The sequence below is a fragment of the Paenibacillus zanthoxyli JH29 genome (assembly GCF_000520715.1).
GTDB lineage: Bacteria > Bacillota > Bacilli > Paenibacillales > Paenibacillaceae > Paenibacillus_AQ > Paenibacillus_AQ zanthoxyli.
This window is the reverse complement of the sequence record NZ_ASSD01000535.1, coordinates 1-19676: the sequence shown is the minus strand read 5'-3', so window position 1 is coordinate 19676 and position 19676 is coordinate 1. Positions and strand designations below refer to the sequence as shown.

20 protein-coding genes, 1 pseudogene and 1 riboswitch are annotated in these 19676 nt (G+C 51.8%); of the genes and pseudogenes, 7 read left to right on the top strand and 14 right to left on the bottom strand.

Annotated elements, in window-relative coordinates; all coding sequences use genetic code 11:
* From L691_RS0120820 to L691_RS0120810, 3 genes are all read right to left on the bottom strand, one after another.
* Positions 1-476 (bottom strand): GDP-mannose 4,6-dehydratase (locus L691_RS0120820; RefSeq protein ID WP_025692275.1); only part of this gene is annotated, 476 nt, incomplete at its 3' end.
* Positions 464-1234, bottom strand: coding sequence for a glucose-1-phosphate cytidylyltransferase (rfbF, locus tag L691_RS0120815; protein ID WP_025692274.1), 771 nt, complete (start codon positions 1232-1234; stop codon positions 464-466). The genes L691_RS0120820 and rfbF, both read right to left, overlap by 13 nt.
* Positions 1235-1267: 33 nt before the next feature.
* Positions 1268-2137, bottom strand: a complete 870-nt coding sequence (locus tag L691_RS0120810) for a glycosyltransferase family 2 protein (protein ID WP_025692273.1) — start codon at positions 2135-2137, stop codon at positions 1268-1270.
* A 201-nt stretch (positions 2138-2338) separates the two neighbouring features.
* Here L691_RS0120810 and L691_RS29630 point away from each other — a divergent pair, with 201 nt between their 5' ends.
* Positions 2339-3301 (top strand): glycosyltransferase, encoded by a 963-nt coding sequence (locus L691_RS29630; protein ID WP_051459418.1) that lies wholly within the window; start codon positions 2339-2341, stop codon positions 3299-3301.
* A gap of 12 nt (positions 3302-3313) precedes the next feature.
* On the top strand, positions 3314-5116 hold the full coding sequence (locus tag L691_RS0120800) for a glycosyltransferase (RefSeq protein ID WP_025692272.1): 1803 nt from the start codon (positions 3314-3316) through the stop codon (positions 5114-5116).
* A gap of 61 nt (positions 5117-5177) precedes the next feature.
* Here L691_RS0120800 and wsfD read toward each other — a convergent pair whose 3' ends face one another.
* Both wsfD and L691_RS0120790 read right to left on the bottom strand, forming a co-directional pair.
* Positions 5178-6608 carry a glycan biosynthesis hexose transferase WsfD gene (gene wsfD / locus L691_RS0120795; RefSeq protein ID WP_025692271.1) on the bottom strand — a complete coding sequence of 477 codons (1431 nt, stop codon included), beginning with the start codon at positions 6606-6608 and terminating at the stop codon, positions 5178-5180.
* Between the two features lie 52 nt (positions 6609-6660).
* Positions 6661-8559: an LTA synthase family protein gene (locus L691_RS0120790; RefSeq protein WP_025692270.1), complete on the bottom strand. Its 1899-nt coding sequence runs from the start codon at positions 8557-8559 to the stop codon at positions 6661-6663.
* A 131-nt stretch (positions 8560-8690) separates the two neighbouring features.
* Between L691_RS0120790 and L691_RS0120785 the strand changes: the two genes are divergently transcribed.
* Together L691_RS0120785 and L691_RS0120780 are read left to right on the top strand one after the other, a co-directional pair.
* A complete protein-coding gene (locus tag L691_RS0120785) occupies positions 8691-9833 on the top strand; it encodes a glycerate kinase family protein (protein ID WP_025692269.1) in 1143 nt (380 codons plus the stop codon).
* Positions 9834-9921: 88 nt separating this feature from the next.
* Positions 9922-10461, top strand: a complete 540-nt coding sequence (locus L691_RS0120780) for a DUF1003 domain-containing protein (protein WP_025692268.1) — start codon at positions 9922-9924, stop codon at positions 10459-10461.
* Positions 10462-10501: 40 nt separating this feature from the next.
* Here the strand turns inward: L691_RS0120780 and fabF are convergent, their stop codons facing one another.
* The gene (gene fabF, locus L691_RS0120775; protein WP_025692267.1) at positions 10502-11740 is read right to left on the bottom strand and encodes a beta-ketoacyl-ACP synthase II; all 1239 of its coding nucleotides are present in this window, start codon (positions 11738-11740) and stop codon (positions 10502-10504) included.
* Positions 11741-11859: 119 nt separating this feature from the next.
* Here fabF and L691_RS0120770 point away from each other — a divergent pair, with 119 nt between their 5' ends.
* Complete coding sequence (locus tag L691_RS0120770) at positions 11860-12696, top strand: helix-turn-helix transcriptional regulator (protein WP_025692266.1); 837 nt, start codon at positions 11860-11862, stop codon at positions 12694-12696.
* A gap of 115 nt (positions 12697-12811) precedes the next feature.
* Positions 12812-13209 (top strand): annotated as a pseudogene (locus tag L691_RS33740) (hypothetical protein).
* Positions 13210-13214: 5 nt separating this feature from the next.
* On the opposite strand, the gene L691_RS0120765 reads toward L691_RS33740, so the two are convergent.
* A complete protein-coding gene (locus L691_RS0120765; RefSeq protein WP_025692265.1) occupies positions 13215-14555 on the bottom strand; it encodes a 5'-deoxyadenosine deaminase in 1341 nt (446 codons plus the stop codon).
* A 52-nt stretch (positions 14556-14607) separates the two neighbouring features.
* Positions 14608-14706: riboswitch (purine riboswitch) on the bottom strand.
* 192 nt (positions 14707-14898) lie between these two features.
* Between L691_RS0120765 and L691_RS0120760 the strand changes: the two genes are divergently transcribed.
* Positions 14899-15777 carry an NAD(P)-dependent oxidoreductase gene (locus tag L691_RS0120760; protein ID WP_025692264.1) on the top strand — a complete coding sequence of 293 codons (879 nt, stop codon included), beginning with the start codon at positions 14899-14901 and terminating at the stop codon, positions 15775-15777.
* A gap of 1080 nt (positions 15778-16857) precedes the next feature.
* Here the strand turns inward: L691_RS0120760 and L691_RS0120755 are convergent.
* From L691_RS0120755 to L691_RS0120730, 7 genes are all read right to left on the bottom strand, one after another.
* Positions 16858-17391, bottom strand: a complete 534-nt coding sequence (locus L691_RS0120755) for a GNAT family N-acetyltransferase (protein WP_025692263.1) — start codon at positions 17389-17391, stop codon at positions 16858-16860.
* A gap of 163 nt (positions 17392-17554) precedes the next feature.
* Entirely contained in the window at positions 17555-17986 is a 432-nt protein-coding gene (locus tag L691_RS33735) for a FliH/SctL family protein (protein ID WP_025692262.1), read from the bottom strand.
* Between the two features lie 5 nt (positions 17987-17991).
* Positions 17992-18294: a hypothetical protein gene (locus L691_RS0120745; protein WP_025692261.1), complete on the bottom strand. Its 303-nt coding sequence runs from the start codon at positions 18292-18294 to the stop codon at positions 17992-17994.
* Positions 18291-18635, bottom strand: a complete 345-nt coding sequence (locus L691_RS0120740) for a hypothetical protein (RefSeq protein ID WP_025692260.1) — start codon at positions 18633-18635, stop codon at positions 18291-18293. The genes L691_RS0120745 and L691_RS0120740 overlap by 4 nt, the downstream gene beginning before the upstream one ends.
* 13 nt (positions 18636-18648) lie before the next feature.
* The gene (locus tag L691_RS0120735) at positions 18649-18936 is read right to left on the bottom strand and encodes a hypothetical protein (protein WP_025692259.1); all 288 of its coding nucleotides are present in this window, start codon (positions 18934-18936) and stop codon (positions 18649-18651) included.
* 173 nt (positions 18937-19109) lie between these two features.
* Positions 19110-19328, bottom strand: a complete 219-nt coding sequence (locus tag L691_RS34360) for a GNAT family N-acetyltransferase (RefSeq protein WP_408634775.1) — start codon at positions 19326-19328, stop codon at positions 19110-19112.
* Between the two features lie 5 nt (positions 19329-19333).
* A complete protein-coding gene (locus tag L691_RS0120730; protein ID WP_025692258.1) occupies positions 19334-19561 on the bottom strand; it encodes a hypothetical protein in 228 nt (75 codons plus the stop codon).
* Between the last annotated feature and the right edge of the window lie 115 nt (positions 19562-19676).

Here is a 19676-nt window from a genome sequence, read left to right as displayed (position 1 = left end):
TCAAAGCCGCCAAGCCTGTCATTTTCCCTGTACCCCCAGAACCATTCCTTGTTGCTGTAGCATTTGTCCGTCGTAACGTTAACGACCGCCTTAATCCTGCCTCCTTTGGAATTGTTCTGGCGCACCGCTTCGAGCACATGCACGGTTCCCAGCACATTAACCGCGTACGTATCCACCGGCCGCTGATACGATTCCCTGACGAGCGGCTGTGCGGCAAGGTGAAGCACGATATCCGGATCGGCATCCTGCATTGCCTTCTGCAGGCTGACGGCATCCCGGACATCTCCCGTAATTGAAGTCAGAAGCTGACCGGCCTTACTGCATTCATACAGGCTGGGTTCAGTCGGAGGCGCATCGGAGTAGCCGGTGATTTCCGCTCCGAGCTGATGCAGCCAAATGGACAGCCATGAGCCTTTAAAGCCCGTATGGCCGGTAAGAAACACCTTTTTACCCTGCCAAAAGTTTATTTTTTCCACGGAGCATTCCCCGACTTCCATAATTGGTCCAAATAATTCTTATCTCGCAGCGTATCCATCGGATGCCAAAAGCCTTCGAATGGATAGCCCATTAAGTGGCCCTCACTGGCAAGACGCTCCAGCGGCTCCTGCTCAAATACCGTTCGGTCTCCCTCGATAAATTGAAATACTTGCGGCTCAAGTACAAAAAAACCTGCATTAATCCAAGAATTGTCGCCTTTGGGCTTCTCCCGGAAAGCTTCAACCCGCTGCTGGTCATTAAGCTGCATCGCTCCGAATCTCCCTGGTGGCTGGGTTACGGTTACCGTTGCGAGTTTGCCGTGGCTGCGGTGGAATTTGAGCAGGGCGCTAAGATCTATCGAAGAGAGTCCGTCGCCGTAAGTCATCATAAACGTCTCGTCGCCAACGAACTCGGCAATCCTTTTTAATCTCCCGCCGGTTAGCGTCTCCAGCCCCGTATCCACCAGAGTGACCTTCCACGGCTCCGCCTTGCGTTGATGAATCAAGACTTCGTTATGATTGGCATAATCGAAAGTGACATCGGAATTGTAGAGATAATAGTTGGAGAAATACTCTTTGATCACATTCCCTTTGTAGCCAAGACAGATCACAAAGTCGTTAAATCCATAATGGGAATACAGTTTCATGATATGCCATAAAATAGGCTTTTCACCGATCTCGATCATCGGCTTCGGCCGAAGATGTGATTCTTCACTGATACGCGTGCCGTAGCCGCCTGCCAGAATTACTGCTTTCATTCCGGACATCCCCTTTCAGGATTTACGTGAAAATTATCCTCTCAAGACACTGTTCAGCACATCCATCAGCGCGACCTGATCAAATCTTCGGACAAGCAAATTCTGGAAAAATATTTTTCGGGTCCATTCCCTTTCGGACGGGCCGCGGCTCCTCATATGGCATAAATTCAGATGAAGCGCCCATTCTTCGGCTGTGGGATCAAGTCCCATCCCCTGTAATAAATCCAGACGAATCCGATCCGCTTGCCAGATCTGCTCCAGGCTTTTGGTTCTGCTGATCTGCTGATCATGATAGCGGTAATGCAAATAACATTGGTTCAGATTGGCTATACGAGTGATTGCTGAAAGCCTGGCCCAGAGGTGATAGTCTTCCGCATACTGATAATTGGAGTCATAAGGCGAACTGTGAAGCTGGTCCAGAACCCGCCTTCTCATCACTACGGTAGGGTGTGCGAGACAGCAATTAATCAGCAGCGAACAAGCAATAATATCCGGATCGCACGGAAGCGCGGTATTGAAACCTCCGAACTTATGAGAGTCCATGATCCGGTACTGCGTACCGCAGACCCCGATATCCGGGTGCAGATCCATAAACTGAATCTGTGCCTTGAAGCGATCCGGCAGACTGTAATCGTCCGCGTCCATTCTGGCAATGTATGCTCCTGAGGCAGCATTCAAGCCGCAATTAAGGCTGGACACAATTCCGCAGTTCGTCCCGTTATGAATCAGTTTGATACGGGGATCGGAATATCGCTCAAGAATCTCCAAGCTGTTGTCGGTTGATCCGTCATTGATAACGATCAGCTCAAAATCGGTATAACTCTGCTGCAGAATACTCTCCACCGCGTGCTCCAGAAAGCGGGATGCGTTATAGACCGGCATCAGGACAGAAAGGTTCGCCATTCATATCCCCTCCTCTTACAATAGATTCCTGCGGAAGGACGATAGATATGGACAATTACACCGGGAAATCCGCATATTTTGACCGGGCCTTTAGCAAAAAGGATTATTCACGTTATAGGCGGACTCCGTATGCAGCAGCGAAACGGAAATCATATGATGTCTTAGTCCATACACAAATGCTTAAGTACAGGAGGGTTCTCCATGAGAATTCTGCAAGTCGCGCCAAATCATGAAACAGTCCCTCCCTTCAGGGACGGAGGAACGGAACGAATAATCTATGAGCTTTCCCAAGGGTTAGCCCAGAGAGGGCATGAAGTTATTCTCTTTGCTCCATCCGGAAGCCATATTTCGGGAACCGTAGTGAACTATCCGTTTTACGGAGATCATGCCATCGGACCTTATGTCATGGAAAATCTTCCGCAAGGCATCGACATTATTCATGATCATACCTTTGATTCTGCAATCAGCCGTATTAGCGTAAATGTCCCTTTGGTGCATACCATTCATCTTCCTGTCTACAACCCTGTCCACTTCCCAATTTATGTAAGTCGGAGCGCGAGGGAAACGATAGGCGGCGGGTATGGATTTGATGTGCACAACGGTATTGTTCCTGAAGAATATGAGTTCAGCTATGAAAAGGAAGATTATCTGCTCTTTATGGGCAGAGTGGTCCGGGAAAAAGGGATTCTCGAAGCGATGGAACTTGCGGAAATGACCGGACAGCGGCTCGTTATAGCCGGACCGCTTCATGATGAAGAACTGTTTTATCAGGAGATTTCTCCCCGGTTGAACCGCAATCCCCTGCTCCAATTTGTCGGCCCGGTCGGCGGAAGAGTCCGCCAGGATTTGTTAAAGCATGCCAAATGCTTGCTGTTTCCGATCCAGTGGGCGGAACCGTTCGGGCTTGTGCTGATTGAGGCGATGGCCTGCGGGACCCCTGTACTTGCTCTCTCGAAGGGTGCCATTCCGGAAATACTGGAGTCCCTCCCCGAGATGATGTGCGAGTCATTCGAACAGATGGCAGGAAAGCTTTTCGATTATGAAGCCCCCTACTCCGCTGATCAATTAAGACACTATGTCGCAGAACGGTTCTCGGTATCCAAAATGGTCGACGGCTATCTCTCTCTGTATCAACTGGCCATCTCAGAGTATTGGGGAAAATAGGAGGGACTGTCCATGTATGAGGGAAGTACATTACATTTTGATGGCAACGAATGGATTAAGTTTCAGAGGACCTGTGAAATCAGCAATACCTTTACTTATGAATTTTGGGTAAAAGCGGAAGAGGAACAGATTCTGGACGAAGAACGGAATACAGGGGCGGACGGCATAAACGGAAGAAAATATTTAGTAGGGCCGGATTTCTACCCGGCAGGAGCCGCAGGCTGCGGAATCTCCGTGGGCACGAACGGCATCTCGGTGTTTGAACATTCAGTAAACCATCTTCCCGCCAGGCTCGTCTTCGCGCATGATTTCTCGGATTGGCAGCATGTGGCCGTTGTCTCCGACGACAAGAAGCTGCGGCTGTATATTAACGGAGCCTGGATAAAGGGAGAGAGCATGGCCAGCAATGCCGAACGGGTCATCCCCTCTCTCTGCCTTGGAGGACATATGTATGGCACTTTTAAGGGCCAAGTCCGGGAATTTCGCTTATGGTCCTCGGCCCGGAGCGAGGAAGAGATCCAAGATCACATGTTTTCAAGTCTGGATGGCGATGAGGCCGATCTTTATTTTTACCGCGATCCAAGCAGAAGCCTTGCCGTAATCAGGGGGATCAAAAGAAGCTTTGCGGCGAGCGTGATAATGCCTTCCCATAACCGCTGCCCTTCGAACTATTTCTCTCTGCTGAGCTTGGAGCGGCAGCAGTTTCCACTTCAGCAGATGGAGGTTATTTTTCTGGATGACGGCTCCACGGATCATACGCCTGTCGTCTACTACTCGATATATCCGGAATATACATTTATTTATGTGCAGCAGCTTAAGAGCAGAGGAAGATCCAAGATCCGGAACATCGGCGCAAGCATTGCCGTAGGGCATGCCCTGCTGTTCGTGGATGCCGAGATGATATGCGGGCCGGATTATGTCATGACCCATGTAGGCCACCATCAAAGCGGTGAACGAAAGGTTGTATCCGGGGCCATGCGATGGAGACACATATATACAATGACCGACCCCGGCTATTCTCCTGGGCAAAAGACTGCTCTGAACGCATTATATGCCGGCCATCCGATCGCCGCGCCTATCATTGAGCGATTTATACAGGGGGATCAGACCCCGGTGCAGCTGCTCCCCTTAGAATTGATGTTCGATCCTGGTCACCTTAACCGGTGGAGCAGCAAGAACGATTTCTTCGAGATCGTACTGCAGACCTATGGCAGCAGATTTAAACTGTTTCACTACGCTTGGCTGAATCTGATTACGAATAACGCCTCGATGACCAAGCGTTTTTTTGATGAACTCGGCGGCTTTGAGGAGCATTTTGATGGATTCGGCTGGGAGGACTGGGAGCTCGGATACCGCGCTGCCCGGCAAGGCGCAATATTCATCCATGATGACGCGGTGATTAATTACCACCAGGAGCATCCGATTTCCCAGAGCAATGCTCTGCATTCCCGTTTCAACTATTTAAGATTTTATGAAAAGAACCCTCAAGCGATGGAAATCAAATTATTCGTTCTTACCATGGTGCCTGACCCTGTGACTCTGCCCGTCCTTAACGATTATTTAACGGATTATAACAACCTCCAGTCGATATACAAGAACCGCTACGGGTCCTTGCGTCAATATTTGCACCGGACCTTGGATCTGCTGGTCGACACTTTACGGTATAATGATGCAGTCACGCTGCCCCTTCCCCGTTCGATTACCTGGCAGGAAGAAGAGGCGGCGGCCCATGAAGATGTCGCCTCGGTCAAAGAGATTGGCGCATTTCCTAAGCTGCTGGATATGTTCGAGCGAGTCTCCAAATACTATTATTGAAATAATGCCGCAATAAAGCCGTGACGTTCTTATGCGTCACGGCTTATAAGTTAACACAGCGTCAGTAAGAACTGCCGCGCCCCAAAACCCTTCCTGTCAATTTGTAAATGACCCAGATGAACATCGTTACGGCCATCATATCGAAGCAGACATTGAACAGAAACAGATGCTTGCTAATATCCGCGCGCCCGTCGCCGAGGATCGGCACCAGAAAGGCGAATATACCGATGAGTCCGAGCAGCATCATCAGCTCGCAAGCCACGCGGTGCCGCCGGTCCGCGCTGCGCAGGTATTCATACAGCGCCCCGGCATAGTAAACAGCGTAGAATATGGCTAGAAATGCGAGATTGTGAGGCAGAACGTTATTTTTAAACTGGCTCCATCCGCTGTATGTATAGGCAAGGGCACCCGGCGGCTTATTCTCTCCCTTCTCGTAATTTCCGAGGTAAGAGGGGCGAATCGCCATGCTGTTCGCTGCGGCGTAACGCATGTTATCCAGCAGACGGCCGGGATGCTTCAGATAGAACAGCAGCACATCCTTGTGGGAGATCCGGCTGTAGAAATCGGGAACGAGCGACGGATCATCCTGCTTGATCGCCGTCCCGCTCTCGAAATAATTTGTACCCGCCAGCACCTCCAGCCGCTCAGGCAGCCCAAGCTCCTTGAGGTTCCCTTTCACGTCCGGCGAACCGTTCAGAATACCGTAAAATACCGTCTGGTACAGATTGATCTGCTTCAAATCCTTGGGCGCAGCGGCGTACATAATGACGGAAATCAGAAAGATGGCAAGCGAGAAACGGATTGCCGCTTTGCGGAAGCCCGCAGTCCCTTGAAGCGACGCCAGCCGCAGAAAGATCAAGGCGAAGGCGACGCCAATCGGCGCGTTCTGGATTTTGGAGCAGGTCAGGAAGAAGACGGCAATAAAGAAGAGCCACAGGTCCTTGACCGCCGGCTTCTCCTTGAAAGCAAGCCTGAGCCCCAGCGCGAAGGTCAGCAGCATAAATACGAGTGAGACCGGCTCGCCGAACAGCGAATTGAAATACGCGAGATAGCCGATATCGTAAAAGACGAACAGCAGCGCTCCCGCCAGCAGCAGTCCCGTAATATAAGAGCCGCGGGCGTTATGCTTGACCAGCAGCCAGGTAGCCGCCAGCAGTAATAACCCGTACACCGCAGCCAGCAGCCGGATGTCAAACCAGCTTCCGTGAAACAGACCGCCTAGCAGCCTTGGCACCAGCACAATAAAAATCTGCGACGAGGGATAGAACCCCCGGAACAGATTCTCATACGCGAACCGGGAATGGCTGTAGCTGAAAAAGCGGTCTGCATACGTCTCGGAAGCATTGTAATAATTCAGGCCGATCGTATTCATCATTCGCAGAAAGTCGCCATTGTCGGCCACCCCAATGAATGGCCCAAGGAACAGCAGACCGAGCAGCAGGCCGAAGCCCGCTGCCGCCCCCAGAACATGCGGTTTAAACCATCTTTTCATTGTCTTTTTCTCTCCCAGCTTAATCTTCATCGTTCGTCCGCTGTGCGGACTGTTAACGTCTCGGCAGCAGCTTCACATATTCGTCGGATAGGCTCATCCATTGTAAAATATACTTGTAGTCCGGTTCATATTTGGCAAAATCGGCGACCTTCTGCAGCGTCTTCAGCGAGACGGCCTCGCCATCCTGAAAGCTTTTTCCGGGAACGAACAGAATGTCGTCATTGAAAAAAGAGCCCGAGGGCAGATAGTATCTCATGCCCAGCACATTATGCTGTATATTCAGCAGGTCATGGCCGAACGGCGTAACCCCTTCATTTTTCAGCGAGATCCCCAGCAGATTGGCCAGGGTAGGCATGATATCCAGCTGTCCCCCCGTCCGTTCGATCCTTTTCCCCTGCTCCGAGCGGGGCATGTGAATGATAAGCGGAATATTGAACCGGCTGACCCGGGAATCGTATTTGATCCCAAGCGCGCCTTCCACCTGCTCCGGCGGAACCTCCTGCGGCTGAAGGCCGAAATGGTCGCCGTAAAAGACCAGCATTGTGCTGTCCCACAGTCCATTCTGCTTCAATCCGTCAATCAGCGTGCCGATGGCATAATCGGTATAGTTAATCGCGGTCAGATAATCGCTGAGCATGGTGCCCCCGAGATGATCCGGTACGCTAATTTTTTTGAACGAATCCGGAATTTGAAAAGGGTGGTGGCTGGAGGCCGTCACGAACTGGGCGTAAAAAGGCGTCCCTTTCCTCTTCAGCTCGGCCAGCTTCTGCACTCCCGTAAGGTACAGCTGCTTATCCGAAGCGCCGAAAGCGTTGAAATGATCGTTCTTATAATACGGCTTATCGTAATAGCCGTTAAAGCCAATGGCCGAATACAGCTCCTTCCGGTTCCAGAAGCCCACTTTGTTGACATGGAACGTATAGGCTTCGTAGCCCTTCTTCTCCAGCACGCGCGGCAGGCTCGGCAGCGTCCGGTCACCGAACCCCGTGGACATCGCCACCGAGCCGATAGGATAAATGGACGTATTGCTCATAAATTCCGCATCCGAGGTGTTGCCCGGACCAATCTGCTGGAAGACATGGGGAAAATAGAAGCCCTCGTCAGCCAGCTTGTTCAAGTTCGGCGTAAGCTCCTGCCCGTTCAGCGACTGATGCAGGGGGAAGTTCTGGAACGCCTCCATCTGCACGACAATGACGTTCTTGCCTTGCATGGAACCGAAAAAATTCGCGGACGGCGTACCGGAAGGCGCTCCCCCATAGTTATAAGTGGACTCCTGCGCTTCAACCTTGGCGATCGTATCCTTGATGTCGCCGCTGCCGACCAGGTCGTTATTCCGGCGCTCCCGAATCGCGGCGACGACCTCGTAGTTCAGGAAGCCTGCACTTTCCGCCTGCACCAGCTCATTCGTGATTCCTGACGTGGCATGAATCGAATAGGCGGACAACGACCCGCCTCCGACAATGGAGACCAGAATAACGGCCGGATATACGCCCCGGAGCCTTGGCTGGGCATCAGACGAACATGTATCCCTTGCGCCTCTCTCCCTTCTGCGGAACAAGCGGTAAATGGCATAGACGGCAAAGTCCGCAATGAACAAATAATCGACTAGCTGAATCGTCGACTCCACGCTGTCCCTGATCTGGAACACCTGGTTCAGCTCATAGAGAGCCAGGTAAGTCGGCACCGAGCCGAAATGTTTGAAATATACGCTTGATGCGAACAGCAGCAGCGACAGTATGCCATTGAAAATCCAGAATACGGCGGTCTTGGCCCTCTTTGGCACCGCAGCAGCCAGGATTCCCATCAGCAGCAGTACCGGCGCGGCATCGGCGAGTACCCATTCCCAGGCGATCCGGCCATAGAACAGCATCCGCAGCACCAGCAGCTTCAGCACCAGCAGCACGGACACGGTATAGAACCCGCCGGCGGCCCCTTTATTTTTTACGTTCATGCTTACCCCTCTTATTTGTAAAATTCATGTAATACCCATTATAGTCAAAATAGAGCGAACCTCAAAGGCAATCGTGCAATGCTTATATATTTGCGGATTTCCGCTTTAACCATAAACCATGGGGTGAGAAGATGAGAGAGAAGACATTTGTGCTGGCGCCGGATTCCTTTAAAGAGAGCATGACGGCAAAAGAAGTCTGTATCGCGATGGAAAAAGGGCTGCGAAAGGTCTACCCGGCGGCTAATTATATTCATGTTCCGATGGCGGATGGCGGTGAAGGAACGGTGCAATCGCTTGTCGACGCCTCAGACGGACAAATCCGTTACAAGGAAGTAACGGGACCGCTCGGGCAGCCGGTGACAGCCAAGTACGGCATTCTGGGCGACGGAACGACTGCGGCCATCGAGATGGCATCCGCAAGCGGAATTCATCTGGTGGCCCCGGAAACGAAAAACCCTTTGATTACGACAACCTATGGAACGGGTGAGCTGATTCGCGAATGTCTGGATCTAGGAATCCGGAAAATGATCATCGGCATCGGGGGAAGCGCGACGAATGACGGCGGGACAGGCATGGCTGAAGCGCTCGGAGCGAAATTTCTGGATGAGGAAGGGAATGATCTCCCCCGAGGGGGAGGCGGTCTGGACAGGCTGGCCCGTATTGATATTTCCTCGCTGGATGAACGGCTTCGTGATGTAGAGCTTATTGTGGCCTGTGATGTTACGAATCCGCTGTGCGGGGAACATGGCGCCTCCCATGTGTTCGGTCCGCAAAAAGGAGCCACGCCCGAGATGGTGCGCAGGCTGGATACCAACCTCGCCCACTATGCGGAGGTTGTGAAACAGCAGCTTCAGAAAGATGTGCGGGATCTTTCGGGAGCCGGAGCGGCTGGCGGTTTGGGCGCGGGTCTGCTGATTTTTACGCGGGCGGAGCTCCGGAGGGGCATCGAGATTATCGTGGAATATACCGGCTTAAAGGAGAAGCTGGCCGATGCGGATTGGGTGTTTACCGGGGAAGGCGGCATTGATTTTCAGACCAAGTTCGGCAAGACACCTGTTGGAGTAGCCCGGACCGCCAAAGAAAGCGGCAAAAAAGTGATTGCCATCGCCGGGTATATCGGTGAGGGAATCGATACGCTGTATGCGGAAGGCATTGATGCGGTATTCGGCATTGTTCCGGGCGCATCGGGCCTTGAGAAGCTGCTGGCGGAAGGGCCGCGCAATGTGGAACGAACCTGCGAAAATATCGCCAGGGTACTTAGATTAAGTGAATAACAGAACCAGCCCTATTCATACCCTATACAACTGGAAAAGGATGGGGTAAGATGATGGCATTCTTTTTTTCACCCAAGGAGGACAATCAATGGCGCAAGAGAACGCAAAAACGGTCCCGCCCGAGGACGTGACCATTAATGGTTTCGGTATTGAACTGAACGACAAGCATAAAGGGCGCATTGACAAATATGTGGAGCTTTATGAAAAACGCATCGTCGCTCATCTGGAAGAGGAATACAGCAAGCAGACGAGTCGCGGCGGAAAATTGGCCGACCGCATCGCCGCCTTCGGCGGAAGCTGGAAGTTCATCACCTATTTCACCTGCTTCTTGGCGCTGTGGATCATTTGGAACGTGCTTAGCTTCACCCGGCATTTTGATTCGCCGCCGTTTATTCTGCTGAATCTATGCCTGTCTTTTCTGTCCGCGTTCCAGGCCCCGGTCATCATGATGAGCCAGAACCGGCAGGCTGCGCGGGACAAACATGAGGCCATCATTGACTTTGCGATCAACTACAAAGCGGAGCAGGAGATCGATGATATGCAGAGCCATCTGCACCGGATTGAAACGGAGCTTCAGGAACTGAAGACCCTGCTCATGACCCAGGCGAATAGTAAAAAGTCCGAATAAGCAAATGGCTTCATTCATTGTACTATGGGGGCCACAGCCCTCATTCCGGATACTTCCGAATAATCAGCACGGCATTATGCCCGCCAAAGCCGAATGAATTGCTCATTCCGATGTTAAGCTCCTGGCTTCGGGCCGTGTTGGGGACGTAATCCAAATCACAGGCCGGATCGGGCTGCTCCAGATTTATGGTAGGCGGGATTACGTTTTCATTTAGACTTTTGATAAGAGCGATGGCTTCGGCTCCTCCGGCAGCACCGAGCATATGTCCCGTCATTGATTTGTTGGCCGAAACCGGAATGCGATAAGCCGCTTCTCCGAACAGGGCTTTAATCGCGTTCGTTTCGGAGAGGTCCCCCACTCCTGTGCTGGTCGCATGCGCGCTGATGACATCAATGTCCGCAGGTGATAGCTTGGCGGACTGCAGGGCCAGCTTCATCGCCTGATAAGCTCCTCTTCCTTCCGGATGGGTCGCCACTATATGATAGGCGTCTGAGCTGTTTCCGTAACCGATAACCTCCGCGTAGATTTGCGCATTCCGCCGCTGCGCGTGGGTGAGCGACTCCAGAACGAGGATGCCCGCCCCTTCGCCGATCACGAATCCATCCCTATCCGCGTCAAATGGACGGCTGGCCCGTGTGATGTCTTCGTTTCGGACCGATAAAGTATGCGCATTGCCAAAGCTGGCAAGCGAAATTTCATTAATCGCCGCTTCGGTTCCCCCGGCCAAGATTACGTCCGCCTCACCGGACCGGATGGCCCGACAGGCTTCACCGATTGCTGTATTGCCAGTGGCGCAAGCCGAAACCGGAGAAAATGACGGACCCATCACGCCATATCGGATACTGATCACAGCTGCGGCCATATTGGAAATCATCATCGGCACCAAGGTCGGGCTCACCCGGTCCGCTCCCCGTTCGAGCAGCACTCGGTGCTGCTCAAGCAATAACCCCATGCCGCCGATTCCCGAGCCTACATATACCCCGATCCGTTCCCTGTCCAGATCTTCCAGCTTCAGTTCCGAATCAGCCACGGCTTGATCGGCGGCTGCAACCGCAAATTGAGTGAAGCGGTCCATTCGCCGCGCCTCCTTGCGGCCAAACAAAGCGTCAGCGTCAAAATCCCGGACAACGCCCCCAAACCGTGTCTTGTAAGCGGAGGTGTCAAATGCATCAATTGCAGTTATGCCCGATTGCCCATTTCGCAATTTATTCCAAAATTGGTCCACATCGTTGCCAAGGGGAGAAATAATACCCATGCCGCTTATAACAACTCTTTCCATTATGAATCCTCCTTCATTTCACATCCCCCGTTATCATGTCATGGAAATTATCCTATTACAAGTTGTTGTTTAAACTAGTATAATAGGTGCTATGATAACTAGTAATGGAGGGATGATTCATGAATGCCGAGGCTAGGCTGGAAGCGCTATCCGCCTTTCTGAAATCGCAGCGCGCCAAAATTTCTCCCCTATCGGCAGGACTGCCTGGAGGCACCCGCAGAAGAACGCCGGGGCTTAGACGGGAAGAAGTGGCTCAGCTTGCTGGCGTAAGCACAACCTGGTACACCTGGCTGGAGCAGGGCCGCGACATCAAAGTGTCTGTCTCCGTTCTCGACAATATCTCCAAGGCCCTCCGGCTTACCCCCGACGAACGCAAATATTTGTATTCGCTCGCACTGGACACACATACCGGACCTGAGTTCCCTCCCGAGACTCAATCCGAAATTCGCCCTTCACTGCTAAAAATTATAAGGGAGCTGAAATATTCACCAACGATTGTAACGGACCGCCGGTGCCAGATTGTCGGCTGGAATGAAGCCGCAAGGCATGTGTTCCTTGACTTCGAACAAGTTCCTGTCGCTGAGCGAAATTTAATCAGGCTGCTGTTTGCCCGCAAAGAGCTGCAAAGGCTTGCTGTGAACTGGGAGGATTTTGTCGGAGGCTTTCTTGCCATTTTCAGAACCTATTACGGACAATACGTTGATGACGCATGGTATACCGAATTCATCCGCGATATGGACAGAAACTACCCGGACTTCGACCGTCTCTGGCAGCGCAGCACGGTGAACAACGCTCCCGACGTGCTGATCGAGTTCCGGCATTCCAAAGCTGGCAAAATGCTGTTCGAGCTCACTTCAATGCACGTCCACGGCAGCGCCGATTTACGGTGCATTATCTATACTCCGGCGGCCGATGGGACAGAGATGAAGCTGATGAAGATGATGGAGAAGCTTTAAATGTTTCATAACTTATTTCTTGAAGCATGAGTACATCTTCGATCGTGCACTTCTTCATAATGATTGTCATATTGGTACATCTCCCCTATAGTTAATCGTTATCATTTCGCTATTAATTCAAGAAGAGGAGAGTGCAACGAAATATATTTACTATGGATTGAGAATCTTGACACTAACCCTTGGACTTCTTTCACTATAAAATCAGGGCTTGGAGCATCACCTTTTGGCTAAAAAGGCAAAGACCAGAATTATTGGGTCTGCTAACAGCCCTCATAACTGGTCTTGGTATTGATACTTGGCTTTTTTTATTGCATCGCTTGATAACACCGGAACTATGGTTCAGTAAACTTGTTTGTTTTGGGGTAGGCTTAATCGTCATAGGGCTGGGAGCTGCAATCTAAACGCCAACTTTTCTTGGCAATGGCAATCCTATTGAAAGGACCCATCGGCATTGGGACTCTATTCACCGTTTGTTTAGGAGGTCCGATTCTTAATTACTTTTTGCAAAAATAGTCCCATTATCCCAGCGGCGAGCGGGCCAGCAGCCTTTGAATGGAACGGTCCGCCTCACGCAGCACGGTATCTTTATCGACCGTCTTCAGCATGCCGCGATCCATCACGATTTTACCGTTTATGATCGTGCTCTCCACGTCCGCACGCGTAGCGGAATATACGATCCGGGAGATCGGGTCCGCGTCAAAGGAAGGGAACGTATGGAAGTTGAACAGGTTCAGAATCGCCAAATCCGCCTTCTTGCCGACTTCGATGCTGCCGATTTCATTTTCCATCCCCACCGCCTTGGCTCCGCCGATCGTCGCCATCCGGAATACGGATTTAGCGTCCATCGCCGTCGGTCCGTGCAGCGGCTTCTGGATCAGCGCGGCCAGCCGCATTTCATTGAACATATCAAGATTGTTGTTGCAGGGAGCGCCGTCCGCGCCAAGGCTCACCGACACATGCTCGTGAATCAGCCCCGGAGTGTCGGCGATGCCGGACGCCAGCTTCAGGTTGGAGCCCGGACAATGGCTGACATGCACGCCCCGTTCCCGCAAAATACGCCGCTCTTCCTTATCCAGCCAAATGCAGTGGGCTAGAATAAGCCGCTCGTTCGCAAGGCCGATATGATCCAGATACACGATATTGCGCATGCCGGTCATGGCCTGCACGATCTCGATCTCACCCTGATTCTCGGAGGCATGGGTATGTACTTTAACCCCGTAACGCGCCGACAGATCGCGGACTTCAGTCAGCAGCGGCTCGGTGCACGAAACCACGAACCTTGGGGAGAAAGCGTAGCGGATGCGCCCTCCGTCATATCCGTTCCATTTTTCCAGCAGATCCACGCTCTCCTGAAGCGAAGCCGCCGTATCCTCTTGAAGCGCTTCAGGCACATCCCCGCCCTTCTGGTCCATCATGACCTTGCCGGAGAGGGCACGGATGCCGCTCTTGGCAATTGCCTGGAACGCATAATCCGTGTGATGCACCGTCTCCATATCAACAATCGTCGTCGTTCCGCTGGAGATCAGCTCCCCGATGCCGAGCATGGCGGAATAATAGAGCGACTCCCCGTCATGCGCCGCTTCGAGCGGCCAAATGCGCTTGCGCAGCCAATCCATCAGCTCCAGGTCGTCCGCTTTGCCGCGAAACAGCGTCTGGCATAAATGAATATGCGTCTGCACGAAGCCGGGGATTATGCTTCGCCCCGTGGCGTCGATCACCGTCTCTCCTGCAAGCGGCGCAAGACCGCTGCCAATTTCCGTAATTAGATCGTCCTTAATTCGTATATCGCTGCCGCGCAGAATTTCCTCCTGCTTATTCATCGTAATGAGTTCCGCGTTCTTGATCAATATACCGCTCATGACTGTTTCCCCCTTGGAATAGCTAAAATTAAAAGCAAAAAGGCTACAAAAACATGCCAAGGCACATCTTCGTAGCCAGAAATTTACGGTTTCCGGTAGAGACCCTTAATCCAATCATTAAGGATATACGAAAAATTTAAAATTCTTATGAATACCCTTATCTTAATTCAGGGGCGCTTCATTGTCAACACGAGTGAACTAAATTGACATCACCCTTGCAAATTGCGGCAAAATCAGACGAAACCTAACATATTCGACAAAGTCATAGTGACTAAATGGCTATTCATTCGGCCTCGTTGGGTTTAAAATAGCATAGATATCCTTGAAAAGGAGTGTAATCCAATTGAAAAACATTGCATGGATTGGAACGGGGCATATGGGGCTTCCCATGGCCCGCAATTTGCTGAAGGCGGGCCACAGCCTGCATGTTTATAACCGGACGGCGGAGAAGGCTGAGCCGCTCAGAGGGGAAGGCGCCGTCATTTGCCAGACGGCGGCGGAAGCTGCCGCCGAAGCGGATCTGATTTTTCTGATGCTGACCAAGGGCGAAACGGTCCGGGAAGTGCTGTCGGGAGAAGAAGGCGTTCTTGCAAAGCTCCGTCCAAAGGCTCTTGTCGTGAATATGAGCACGATCGGCCCGGAGGAAGCCAAGGAATTCGCCCGGATTACCGGTGAAGCCGGAGGAATTTATGTAGATGCGCCCGTATCCGGCTCGGTTGGGCCTGCGGTGCAAGCGCAGCTGGTCATCCTGGCAGGCGGAGACAGCGAGGCGGTTGAAGCTTGTCGGCCTTACTTCGATAAACTGGGTAAGGCGACTATTCATTTCGGAGATGTCGGAGCGGGCAGCTCCGCCAAACTAGCGATCAACTTGCTGCTCGGCGTGGTCGCCCAAGGCGTGGGCGAGACGCTGCTGTTTGCGGAAATGGCCGGACTTGACCGTGAATTGGTGCTGCGGATGATCAGCGAATCGGCCGTATCCACGAAGCTGTTCGAGGGCAAGAAAGAGATGTATGTGAAAGAAGAGTACCCTTCCGCCTTCATGATCAGCCTTGTTGCCAAGGATTTGGGGCTGGTTGCGGATGAAGCGCACAGCTATGGCATCCGGCTTCCGCTCGCTGAAGCAGCCAAGGAAACATACGCAGCCGCTGACCAGAGCGGCAAGGGGGCGCTGGATATGGCCGCCGTATGGCTGCAATTGAAGGAGCATCAGGGAGAGAACTGATCCTCCGCCAACTGTAGACAAATACTTAAAACCCCGTATACCTTTTTTATGGTAACGGGGTCTTAAGTCTCCTCTTGGCTATGCAATTTAATTCATATCCTCCTACAACAATCCATACTTTTGACATGGTACATTAATCGATGATTCCATGTTACCCGATTTCCAATCGGCTTGACCGCTTTGGACAATCGCTTCAGAATTGTTTTTCAAATTTTGCCTTACAATCCTCATACTCCGATTTCGGAGTACTTCACCGAAACTCCATGTCCTGCATATGGGTGTTTTTCGGTTCCCGCGTACACGACTCTCGCGAAAAACGTTGTCACTTCCGTTTTCCTTATGTGCGATTACCGTATATTGTACGCTTCGCTAACCTTTTCCAATGGAATCCCGCTCCTTTCTCACAAGACATTTCGTCTTGTTTTGAAACAGCTTCTTCCTTCTTCCATGGTTCGCCTGGATTTTTCGGATAACATACCCCCCTTTGGTCTGCTTAAACGGTTCATATGTTCATCTGTGCTTCTCCAGTGCTTCCGCTTAAACGGCTCATTTGTCTATCTTTGCTTATGCCAATGGCTCCCACTTAAACGGCTCACGATTCCGTTTTGGGCTTTACCAATTGATCTGCTCAGATAGCTCATTTGTCCGTTGCCGCTTCACCGACCGGTCCGCTCAAACGATTCATTGTCCCGTCTTGGCTGTACCAATTAAGGTATGCACCGATTGCCTAGCCCATCGGAGTGTGCTCCCTTCCTTATATAAAATAAGGAATTTGGGATTATCACCTTCCGCCGCTGCAAGAAAAATGGTGGGCCGCTGAATTTCAAGACATTCGCTTCAGAGCGTTATCCATCCGGCTCTTTTTTTCGTTCAGCTCTTCTGGTGATGTCTTTATTATAGACTACTTATCTAAAATTTTAAAACTTGATATTGCGGATTATAGCTTCTTATTCCCTGGTATTCCTGCAAAAATGGAGATTAGCCGAAAAATGCTTTTGCTTTCAAAAAATAGATGGGTTTCTCGCCCAATTTCATTGTAAATGCTTTCATTGGAAATTTCCAGAGACATTAATTAGTGCCCTAGTCCAAAAAAGGTTCATCGGGCTGAACCAGAATCTTCTCCAGCACCGGGAAATGGGCTGTCTTGCCGGGCAAGCGGAACTCCCCTCTTATTTCGTATCCAAGACGGCGGTATAACTCAAGCGCCCTGTCATTTTTGGCGTATGTATCCATTCGGATGCTCTTATAACCCTGTTCCTCGGCAAAATTCTCGGTAAACGAGATCAATCTGCGCGCAATCCCCTTGCCTTGAACCTGTGGATGAACCGCCAGACGATGCATTACCAAATTGGGGCCTTCTTTCAGCATCCAATCAACTTCCCGGTACGGCTCCAACTGAATTTCATCCAGCACGACAATACCGGCAACCGCCCCGTTGTCTTCGCAGACATACAGCGTCCCACGCTCAAGGTCCCCTTTAATAACTTCCGCATTCGGGTAGGTCTCGTCCCACTGGTCGCTGCCGCCCTCCCGCATCACGCGCACGCACTCGGCAATCAGCGCCATAATCTGCTCAAGCTCTTCTAGTCTTCCTTTTCTAATGTCACGCTCCATGTTTCCCGCGCACCTGCCTCTTTTGTCTGTATCCGAGTCTATATAACTCAGCCACTTGACAGTCTACCACAGATGACAGAAAAAAATGAAATCTTGCAAGTATTTTCGCATAAAGGTACGGTGGAGCGGCGGCGAAAGGGGGCTCCTTCACCGCCGCAATCCTTCATTTAAACTCCAGCTTGTGCCCGTCCTCAAAGCCTTTGGCGAACCCGGTATCGAAACCGACGTCGTAGGCTTCATTGTAGCCCTGCTCATAGGCGCCATCGGGCGGGGTTTCCGGAGCAACGCCCGGTTCGGCGGGGAGCGGCACAACCACCTGTTCATTCTCCGCCGGAGGAGCGGCGGGCACGGGCTCCGAAACCGGCAGAACAGCGGGCCGACGGAGCCGTCTCTTTCTGCGCAGCTTGACGCCTTTTTTCCGCAGCTTCAAGCGATGAGTCCGGCCTGACCGTTTTTTACGGCCCTTAAGCACGGTTCCTTTGCGGATTTTACGGATTTTGCGGTTTTTGCGAACCTTGATCTTCCGCGACAGCGGCACTTTGCGTCTGCGGGCCGTTGTTCCCGTACGCGACGGCTTACGTCGTGTTTTCTTCATCTCTGTCACTCCTTCGGTACTGCGTTCGCGCCGCGATCCCCCAAAACGCAGGACGATGCCAGCCATGGCGCGGAGGGAATTCCTTCTTTGTGTTGATGCAGCGAAATGCCGGACATCATCCGGCACATGGCGCTCTGGTATTCGCTGAGCACCCTGACATTGTCGCACAGCTTGCGGGCTGCAAGCTCCGAATGGCCGGTCAAATCTGCTATGGTTTCCAGAATAGCCGCCAGCGCGGCCTGGCTGCGGGCGATGGAGCGGATCATTTCCAGCTTGACGGCGCGTTCCGAGAGCTGCAGCCCGCTCATTTCTCGTCTTCCCCGAAGCTGAGCCCGCCTTCCATCAGACTTCCGAGGCCGCCTCCGCCGCCTTCATCTTCCCCGGTGTCCAGCATGGCTTTTAAATTGCTGCACAGACCGTTCTCCAGTTTGGTTAATCCCTCCACCAGTTCTACAATCGCGTCATGGATGGAGAGTGATTCCTTTAACTGATCTTCGTGCGTATCGAACGCACGGGGATGAATATGATGGTGCGTCCACTCCTTTACCTTCTCCGCTTCCACCGCTTTAGCTTCCAGGATCATCGCGATATTCCACTGGATGGTAGCGGTGGATTCCAGCATTTTCAGATAAGCCTCTTCTCTGCTCATCGTCCGCCTCCCGCTATTCTTCTTCCTGGCCGTTCAGTTCCTTGATGACTCTGCCCACCTGCTCGGCCACCGCCTCCTGAAGATCGGCGAAGGCGTTAAGATAGGCGATAATATTCTTGTTCACCTGGCCCGCACTTTCAATTACTCCCGCACTGCCGCCGAATTCCGGCTCCGCATCCGGCAAATCATGGACGATTTGCGCCATGCGGACAGCCACGTGGCGCTCGGCGTCAAGAATGCGAGCCATCTGTTCATGCGAATGGGCCATGTGCTCCAAGATTTTGGTGATCTTGTTCTGCATGATCATGTCTCCTTTGCTTAGGCGCCCTGCTACAACATATGCGGCGGCGGCCCGGTCGGTTACGGGGAAGCAAAGGAATGGCGGAATTCAGCCCGATGCCACCCGACGCAGCCCGATGGACAAAAAAGCGAGCACCCCAGCCTGGAGCGCCCGCCTTCCTTTTTCATTTGTAATCATTTGGTTAGTACATAGGTTCTTGGATAGAATCCGAATTTTTCATAAAAAGGCAATGCTTCATCATTCCCGAACAATACTGAGATCGCAATAGTCTTGGCGCTGTTTGTCTTCAACCAGTCAAGCGATAATGTCATCAGCTCTTGTCCAATACCATAGCCTCTGTAATCTTGCAGAACAAAAATGGAATCGAGCTCTCCGCGGTTTCCTCCGGTTATTGAACTTATGCAATATCCTGCCTTCCCGAAAGCTCATCGCTCGCCAGCATAATATTTAGAAGTCCCTGTTCCGCTTTGACCAAAAGATCTTTGGATCGCTCTTGAAAGGTTTTGGCCATGATTTGCTCTGAAAAATGATTGGAAATCGATGCATGATGATCTCTCAGCCGTTCCCATAGCGGCTCTACCAAATGAAGTCCGGCTTGATCGGTTTGTGTATAGGTTATCTTCACAAGCGCCTTGTATCCTCCTGTTCCAGGTTTTCTGCAAAATAGGCTTTTTCCGCTTCCCTGCCTGCGGGTCCCCGGCCGAATACGGCCAAAAGGGGCAGGAGCAGTATGCTTGCCG

Coding starts and splice junctions, on each gene's coding strand:
- rfbF (WP_025692274.1), bottom strand. CDS start 1,234: ATGAAAGCAGTAATTCTGGCAGGCGGCTACGGCACGCGTATCAGTGAA.
- L691_RS0120810 (WP_025692273.1), bottom strand. CDS start 2,137: ATGGCGAACCTTTCTGTCCTGATGCCGGTCTATAACGCATCCCGCTTT.
- L691_RS29630 (WP_051459418.1), top strand. CDS start 2,339: ATGAGAATTCTGCAAGTCGCGCCAAATCATGAAACAGTCCCTCCCTTC.
- L691_RS0120800 (WP_025692272.1), top strand. CDS start 3,314: ATGTATGAGGGAAGTACATTACATTTTGATGGCAACGAATGGATTAAG.
- wsfD (WP_025692271.1), bottom strand. CDS start 6,608: ATGAAAAGATGGTTTAAACCGCATGTTCTGGGGGCGGCAGCGGGCTTC.
- L691_RS0120790 (WP_025692270.1), bottom strand. CDS start 8,559: ATGAACGTAAAAAATAAAGGGGCCGCCGGCGGGTTCTATACCGTGTCC.
- L691_RS0120785 (WP_025692269.1), top strand. CDS start 8,691: ATGAGAGAGAAGACATTTGTGCTGGCGCCGGATTCCTTTAAAGAGAGC.
- L691_RS0120780 (WP_025692268.1), top strand. CDS start 9,922: ATGGCGCAAGAGAACGCAAAAACGGTCCCGCCCGAGGACGTGACCATT.
- fabF (WP_025692267.1), bottom strand. CDS start 11,740: ATGGAAAGAGTTGTTATAAGCGGCATGGGTATTATTTCTCCCCTTGGC.
- L691_RS0120770 (WP_025692266.1), top strand. CDS start 11,860: ATGAATGCCGAGGCTAGGCTGGAAGCGCTATCCGCCTTTCTGAAATCG.
- L691_RS0120765 (WP_025692265.1), bottom strand. CDS start 14,555: ATGAGCGGTATATTGATCAAGAACGCGGAACTCATTACGATGAATAAG.
- L691_RS0120755 (WP_025692263.1), bottom strand. CDS start 17,391: ATGGAGCGTGACATTAGAAAAGGAAGACTAGAAGAGCTTGAGCAGATT.
- L691_RS33735 (WP_025692262.1), bottom strand. CDS start 17,986: ATGAAGAAAACACGACGTAAGCCGTCGCGTACGGGAACAACGGCCCGC.
- L691_RS0120745 (WP_025692261.1), bottom strand. CDS start 18,294: ATGAGCGGGCTGCAGCTCTCGGAACGCGCCGTCAAGCTGGAAATGATC.
- L691_RS0120740 (WP_025692260.1), bottom strand. CDS start 18,635: ATGAGCAGAGAAGAGGCTTATCTGAAAATGCTGGAATCCACCGCTACC.
- L691_RS0120735 (WP_025692259.1), bottom strand. CDS start 18,936: ATGCAGAACAAGATCACCAAAATCTTGGAGCACATGGCCCATTCGCAT.